Origin of the sequence: Pseudobacter sp. (assembly GCF_051955275.1) — a bacterium.
Taxonomy (GTDB): Bacteria; Bacteroidota; Bacteroidia; order Chitinophagales; family Chitinophagaceae; genus Pseudobacter.
This window is the reverse complement of record NZ_JBQCGW010000104.1, coordinates 1-6305: the sequence shown is the minus strand read 5'-3', so window position 1 is coordinate 6305 and position 6305 is coordinate 1. Positions and strand designations below refer to the sequence as shown.

Below are 6305 nucleotides of genomic sequence, written 5' to 3'. Positions count from 1 at the left end.
CTCAAAATGAGTGTGATCGTTGGTCAGCAGCTCGATGGCTGGTATAACGTGCTCTGGCAACCGCTGGGCTTCTTCATCTTCCTGGTATGTGCGTTTGCAGAATGTAACCGTACGCCGTTCGACCTTCCGGAAGCTGAGAACGAGCTGAACTTCGGTTACCACCAGGAGTACTCAACCATGAAACTCGGTTTCTATCTTTTCGCAGAATATATCAATATGTTCATCAGCAGCGTGATCATGGCCACCCTCTTCTTCGGTGGATATGATGTGCCATTTGTGAATGATGCTAAGATGATCGAGAGTATCGGCAACTGGGGCGTACTGATACAGGGAGCCACCCTGTTTGCGAAAACAGCCATGTTCATCTTCCTGTTCATGTGGGTACGCTGGACCATTCCAAGGTTCCGTTATGACCAGCTGATGCACCTGTGCTGGAAAAGATTGATACCTTTAGCGCTTGCGAATATGATCATTACTGCCGCTGTGGTATTGTGGCTTAAAAAATAATAGACAATAAGTAACATTAGTTATATGCAATCATTAACAAGCAGAGCGAAACAGGTGGACAGGAAGCCCATGACCTTCATGGAAAGGATCTACGTATGGGAGATCTTCAAGGGCATGATGATCACGCTGAAGCACTTCTTCAAGAAGAAAGCTACTATCAGCTATCCTGAGCAGAAGCGTGAGTTCAGCCCGGTGTTTCGTGGTCTGCATGTACTGAACCGTGATAACGAAGGCCGCGAACGCTGCACAGCCTGCGGTCTCTGCGCTGTTGCCTGTCCGGCAGAAGCCATCACCATGGAAGCCGCCGAGCGCCTGCCGGGTGAAGAGAACCTGTACCGCGAAGAGAAATACGCGGCCAAGTACGAGATCAATATGCTTCGCTGTATCTTCTGCGGCCTCTGCGAGGAAGCATGTCCGAAAGATGCGATCTACCTCAGTGAAACCTTTGCTCCGAGCAATTATCAGCGCAAGGGCCTCATCTATGGTAAGAACGATCTGCTGATCCCTGATCCCGTTACCAAACCGGAGGAATACAAAAAAGCACTGGGCAACCGTGCCAAACAACAAGAACAGGCGAACTAATTAACCATACACTACAATGAGCGTAACAGTTTTTTTATTCTATTTTCTCAGTGTGCTGGCACTCGGTAGTGCAATCATGGTAGTTATCAGCAGGAATCCTGTTTACAGTGTATTATGGCTGATCTCCACTTTCTTTGCTATTTCCGGACATTATATTCTGATGAACGCACAGTTCATCGGTGTTGTGAACCTGATCGTATATGCGGGCGCCATCATGGTACTCTTCCTCTTTGTGATCATGCTAATGAACCTGAATGCGGAATCTGAGCCCAAAAAGAACAAATGGCTGAAACTGGCCGGTGTTGTTTCCGGAGGCTGTCTGCTGCTGGTAATGGTGGCGGCCCTGAAATCCGCCGAAGTGAAAGGAGAACTGGTTCAGATCAAGGAAGGAAATATCGGCCTCATCGAGAACCTCGGAAAAGCATTGTTCACAGATTTTGTTGTGCCTTTTGAGATCAGCTCCATCCTCTTTTTGAGTGCGATGGTTGGTGCAGTAGTGATAGGGAAGAAGGGCGACTAATGAATTTTCAAATTGTGTTATGAAGATCGAATATTACATCGTATTGTCACTCGCGTTATTCTGCATCGGTATTGCCGGTGTGCTCACACGCCGCAATGCCATCATCATCTTTATGTGTGTTGAGCTGATGTTGAACGCAGTGAACCTTTTGCTGGTTGCATTCTCCAAAATGCACCACCTCGCCGGCGCAGCCGCCAATCCCATGGCCGGGATAGATGGACAACTCTTTGTGTTCTTCATCATGGTGGTAGCAGCTGCTGAAGTGAGTGTGGGGCTTGCCATCATTGTGATGATGTACCGGAATGTGCATTCAGTTGATGTTAATTTTTTGAACAGGTTGAAACATTGATGCCCGATTTATGAAGAACATTTTACAATTAGTCTGGTTGGTGCCTGTACTTCCGCTGATCGGTTTCCTGATCAACGGTTTATTCCGCAAGCAGCTTTCCAAATCACTGGTCAGCCTTGTAGGCTGCGGTACAGTGCTTGCTTCCTTTGTGATCAGCATCCTGATCTTCATAGATGTGAAGAATGGCCATACCGGCGTAATCAACTATTTCGATTTTATCAGGGTAGGTGACTTCAGCATTCCGTTTGCGTTCCAGGCCGACCAGCTCTCCGCGCTGTTCCTCCTGATCATCACGGGCGTTGGTTTCCTTATTCATTTATATTCCACCGCTTACATGCACGAGGAAGAGAGCCATCACTATGCGCGCTACTTCGCTTATCTCAACCTCTTCGTGTTCTCCATGTTGCTGCTGATCCTCGGAGCCAACTTCGTGATCATGTTCATCGGATGGGAAGGTGTAGGCCTCTGTTCTTACCTCCTCATCGGATACTGGTTCAAGAATATGGAGTATGGCAACGCTGCCAAGAAAGCCTTTATCATGAACCGTATCGGAGACCTCGGTTTCCTGCTCGCCATCTTCTGGCTGATCGCTAAACTCGGTACCGTTACCTATACAACACCTGATCACAAGGGAGTGTTTGATCTCCTTACAAATATCTCTGCTATCAAGGGCTTCACTGCTTTCGATATTACCGGCATCACCCTGTTGCTTTTTGTAGGCGCTACCGGTAAGAGTGCACAGATCCCGCTCTATACCTGGTTGCCAGATGCGATGGCCGGCCCTACGCCTGTATCCGCGCTGATCCACGCCGCTACCATGGTAACTGCGGGTATCTATATGATCGCACGCAGCAATATCATGTTCACACAGGCACCCACTACACAAACAGTGATTGCGGTGATCGGTCTGGCTACCGCTTTACTCGCAGCCAGCATTGCGCTCAAACAGAACGATATCAAAAAGGTACTGGCTTACTCTACGGTCAGCCAGCTGGGTTATATGTTCCTGGCCCTGGGCGTTGGCGCTTACACGGGCGCGGTATTCCACGTAATGACGCACGCTTTCTTCAAAGCCCTGTTGTTCCTTGGCGCCGGCTCCGTGATCCATGCCATGCACCATGAGCAGGATATCCGTAACATGGGTGGATTGAAAAAGAAACTTCCCATCACACATCTTACTTTCCTGATAGGTTGTATCGCCATTGCAGGTATTCCTCCCTTTGCAGGTTTCTTCTCCAAAGACGAGATCCTGGCTGCTGCTTACAACAGCAATAAAATTTACTGGGTGCTTGGTTTCATCTGCGCTGGTATGACGGCCTTCTATATGTTCCGTCTCTATGCCACTACCTTCCTTGGAAATTTCCGCGGAACGGAAGAGCAGAAACATCATCTGCATGAGAGCCCGCTGAGCATGACGCTTCCCCTCATTGTACTGGCTGTACTCAGTGTGATCGGTGGCTGGATCGGCATTCCTGAAGTACTGATGGCCAATGCCCATTCACTGGAACATTACCTCAGTCCGATTTTTGCCGATGGCGCTAAACTGGCACACAACGCACATCATATGGACCACCAGACGGAATACATCCTCATGGGAGCTTCTGTACTGCTGGCGCTGGTGATGATCATCTACGCCCTCAGAAGGTTCAGCAAAAAGCCTGACCTGGCGGAGCCATCCGGCTTTGGCAAAGTGCTCGCTGATAAATGGTATGTGGATGAAGCCTACAATGGCATCATCGTTCGTCCCATCTTCTGGCTCGGAAAATTCCTGAACAAATGGGTGGAGAAAGGCGTGATCGATGCACTGGTGAATGGCGTGGGCCGTTCCGTGCAGTATGTGAGCCGCCAGGTTCGCCTGGTGCAGAGCGGACAAGTGGGCAGCTATGTTTTATTGATGGTGTTAAGCATACTGGTATTCTTTGTGATCCAGTTTTTCCTGAAGAAATAATTATAAACTAAATGATACCTGTTTTACTGATTGTAATTCCGTTGCTGAGTGGATTGGCTACTTTTCTCATCAAACAGGAAAAGGCAGCAAAGACATGGTCTTTGTTTGCTTCAATCGTTACCCTGGTTATCTCCGTGCTGGGGATCACCGTGGTAAAGGACCCTGCAGCATTGCAAGCCAACCTGCCCTGGATGCCCCTGCTCGGGAGCAGCTTTGCAGTTACACTCGATGGAATGGGTCAGATCCTCTGCCTCCTTACGGCAGTGGCCTTCCCGATGATCTTCCTGTCTACCTGGAATGCAACCTATAAGAATGCAAAGAACTTCTTTGCACTCATGCTGCTTTCCCAGGCCGGACTGATGGGCGTGTTCCTGGCTTATGATGCGCTGCTCTTCTACTTCTTCTGGGAACTGGCGCTGATCCCTGCTTACTTCCTCTGCTCTCAGTGGGGTGGGGAAAGAAGGATCGCCGTTACTTTCAAGTTCTTCGTTTATACTTTCGTGGGATCCCTGTTCATGCTGATCGGGATCATCTATGTATACCTTCATACACCCGGACAGAGCTTTGCGCTGGAAGATTTTTATAAAGCTGCTCTTTCTCACAAGGAGCAGGACTGGCTGTTCTGGCTGTTCTTCATTGCTTTTGCAGTAAAGATGCCCATCTTCCCGCTCCATACCTGGCAGCCTGATGCATATGAGCAATCACCTACTGCCACTACCATGGTACTGAGTGGTGTGATGGTGAAAATGGGTCTGCTTGGTGTGATCCGCTGGCTGGCTCCTGTACTTCCTGCCGCTACCTGGCAACAGGGCGATACAGTTGGTCTGCTCTGCGTGATCGGTATGATCTACGCCAGCATCCTGGCCATGCAGCAGGATGACCTGAAGCGCCTGGTGGCTTATTCTTCCATCGCGCACGTTGGTCTGATGTGCCTGGCCATCTTCGTAACTTCCAAAGAAGGTATGCAGGGTGTGATGATCCAGATGTTCAACCACGGTATCAACGTTATCGGATTGTGGATCGTGGTGGAACTGATCGAACGCCAGTTCAAAACGCGCAAGATCTCCGAGCTGGGGGGACTGGCGCAGAAAGCCCCGGGACTTACCATCTTACTGGTAGTGGTGGCACTCGCCAATGTGGCATTGCCGCTCACCAATGCCTTTATCGGTGAGTTCCTGCTCTTCACCGGCGTATTCACCAGCACCGCATCCAAGATGGGATGGCTTTTCACGGCTGTGGCCGGATTGAGCATCATCCTCTCTGCCGTGTACACTCTCAACATGATCCAAAAGGTGTTTTATGGAAATACAAACCAGATCACGTCCAACGCAATGGATATCCGCCCCAACGAAAAGCTGGTGCTGGGCATCCTGGTAGTGGCCATCCTGGTGATCGGCGTTTATCCCAAACCGTTCCTGGAACTGACGGAGGGAACTGTTGACGCCATCATGTCCAAAATGATAAACAAACATCCTATTTAAGGGAAAGCATAGATTTAAGTTATGAATGCAATTGTAATATCGGCTATCTGGGGCGTGGTAATGATGTTTAGTGGTGCGTTCAGCAAAAGCAACGCATTGGTTCGCTCATTGTCCATCATCGGCATTGTGGCAGTCTTTGTTGTGAACCTGCTGGAGCTCAACGGAACAAAGCTGTTTGATGTGAACACCTATGGCATGCTGGCCTTCGACAATTTCGGATTGCTCTTCAACGCCATCGCTATCGGTTGTACCCTGGTGTACTTCCTGCTCAATGGCCGCGATATGGAAAAAGTAGGACTGCATGTAGCCGAATACTATGCAATGATCTTCTTTATTATCGCAGGCATCTGCGTTTCCTCTTCCTTCACTTCTTTACTGATGCTCTTCCTGGGGATCGAGATCATTTCCATTCCTCTGTACATTCTAACGGGAGCGGATAAGCGAAACCTGAAAAGCAATGAGGCCAGTTTGAAATATTTCCTGATGGGTTCTTTCTCCACCGGCATCATGCTGATGGGTATCTGCCTGATTTACGGGGCAAAAGGAACCTTCAATATAGAACAGATCGGACTGGGCACAGGTGCCCTCACCCCGATGATCGGCGCAGGCATGCTGTTGCTGATGTTCTCTCTTTCTTTCAAAGTGTCTGCGGCCCCCTTCCACTTCTGGACTCCGGACGTGTATGATGGTGCGCCCACCGTATTCACTTCCTTCATGGCAACTATCGTAAAAGCCGCACTCTTCATTGCGTTCATCCGCCTCTTTGAGGGCGCGTTTGAAACCATGCATGCTGAATGGCAGACGCTGATTGCCATCATTACTGCCGCCACCCTGCTGATAGGCAACTTCACTGCCGTGTTCCAGCAAAGCGTGAAAAGGATGCTGGCTTATTCCAGTATCGCGCAGGCGGGCTTCATG

Annotated in this window: 7 protein-coding genes; all 7 read left to right on the top strand. The window is 49.4% G+C overall.

Annotated features, from left to right (window positions below; all coding sequences use genetic code 11):
• Positions 1-507, top strand: a 507-nt coding sequence (locus ACTHMC_RS08770) for a complex I subunit 1/NuoH family protein (protein ID WP_440412652.1), incomplete at its 5' end; no start/stop codon positions are given.
• A 24-nt stretch (positions 508-531) separates the two neighbouring features.
• Entirely contained in the window at positions 532-1089 is a 558-nt protein-coding gene (gene nuoI / locus ACTHMC_RS08765) for an NADH-quinone oxidoreductase subunit NuoI (protein ID WP_440412651.1), read from the top strand.
• Between the two features lie 16 nt (positions 1090-1105).
• Positions 1106-1609 (top strand): NADH-quinone oxidoreductase subunit J family protein, encoded by a 504-nt coding sequence (locus ACTHMC_RS08760; RefSeq protein ID WP_440412649.1) that lies wholly within the window; start codon positions 1106-1108, stop codon positions 1607-1609.
• A 19-nt stretch (positions 1610-1628) separates the two neighbouring features.
• Complete coding sequence (gene nuoK / locus ACTHMC_RS08755; RefSeq protein WP_440412647.1) at positions 1629-1958, top strand: NADH-quinone oxidoreductase subunit NuoK; 330 nt, start codon at positions 1629-1631, stop codon at positions 1956-1958.
• A 10-nt stretch (positions 1959-1968) separates the two neighbouring features.
• Positions 1969-3906, top strand: coding sequence for an NADH-quinone oxidoreductase subunit L (gene nuoL, locus ACTHMC_RS08750; RefSeq protein WP_440412646.1), 1938 nt, complete (start codon positions 1969-1971; stop codon positions 3904-3906).
• An 11-nt stretch (positions 3907-3917) separates the two neighbouring features.
• Entirely contained in the window at positions 3918-5387 is a 1470-nt protein-coding gene (locus ACTHMC_RS08745; protein ID WP_440412644.1) for a complex I subunit 4 family protein, read from the top strand.
• A gap of 21 nt (positions 5388-5408) precedes the next feature.
• Positions 5409-6305, top strand: an 897-nt coding sequence (locus ACTHMC_RS08740; RefSeq protein WP_440412642.1) for an NADH-quinone oxidoreductase subunit N, incomplete at its 3' end; no start/stop codon positions are given.

Coding starts and splice junctions, on each gene's coding strand:
- nuoI (WP_440412651.1), top strand. CDS start 532: ATGCAATCATTAACAAGCAGAGCGAAACAGGTGGACAGGAAGCCCATG.
- ACTHMC_RS08760 (WP_440412649.1), top strand. CDS start 1,106: ATGAGCGTAACAGTTTTTTTATTCTATTTTCTCAGTGTGCTGGCACTC.
- nuoK (WP_440412647.1), top strand. CDS start 1,629: ATGAAGATCGAATATTACATCGTATTGTCACTCGCGTTATTCTGCATC.
- nuoL (WP_440412646.1), top strand. CDS start 1,969: ATGAAGAACATTTTACAATTAGTCTGGTTGGTGCCTGTACTTCCGCTG.
- ACTHMC_RS08745 (WP_440412644.1), top strand. CDS start 3,918: ATGATACCTGTTTTACTGATTGTAATTCCGTTGCTGAGTGGATTGGCT.